The sequence below is a fragment of the Paenibacillus sp. LS-5 genome, from assembly GCF_056121505.1.
In genome coordinates this window covers 1-240 of sequence record NZ_JBWAVA010000124.1, presented here as the reverse complement: position 1 = coordinate 240, position 240 = coordinate 1, and the positions used below count along the sequence as shown (strand labels likewise).

1 pseudogene is annotated in these 240 nt (G+C 60.0%); it reads right to left on the bottom strand.

Annotation, left to right across the window (positions count from 1 at the left end):
• Positions 1-40: 40 nt before the first annotated feature.
• Positions 41-240: pseudogene (locus AC0MA3_RS26730) on the bottom strand (sugar ABC transporter permease); the annotation flags it as partial.

The following is a 240-nucleotide window of genomic DNA, read 5'->3' as shown; positions in this document are numbered from 1 at the left end:
ATGGTATGGCTGAAAATCGTCAGCCCGCGACGGTTCTCAATCATTGGTAGCGCACCTTACTTTCGACATAGCGGAACTGCACCACCGTGAGGATGATGACGAGGAACATCAGCACGACCGACTGCGCGGCGGAGGCGGAGAGATCCAGCCCTGCAAAGCCTTCGCGGTAGATTTTGTAAATCAGCGTGGTGGTCGCCTGCACCGGGCCGCCTGCGGTCGCCGCGTCGATCACCGGGAAGG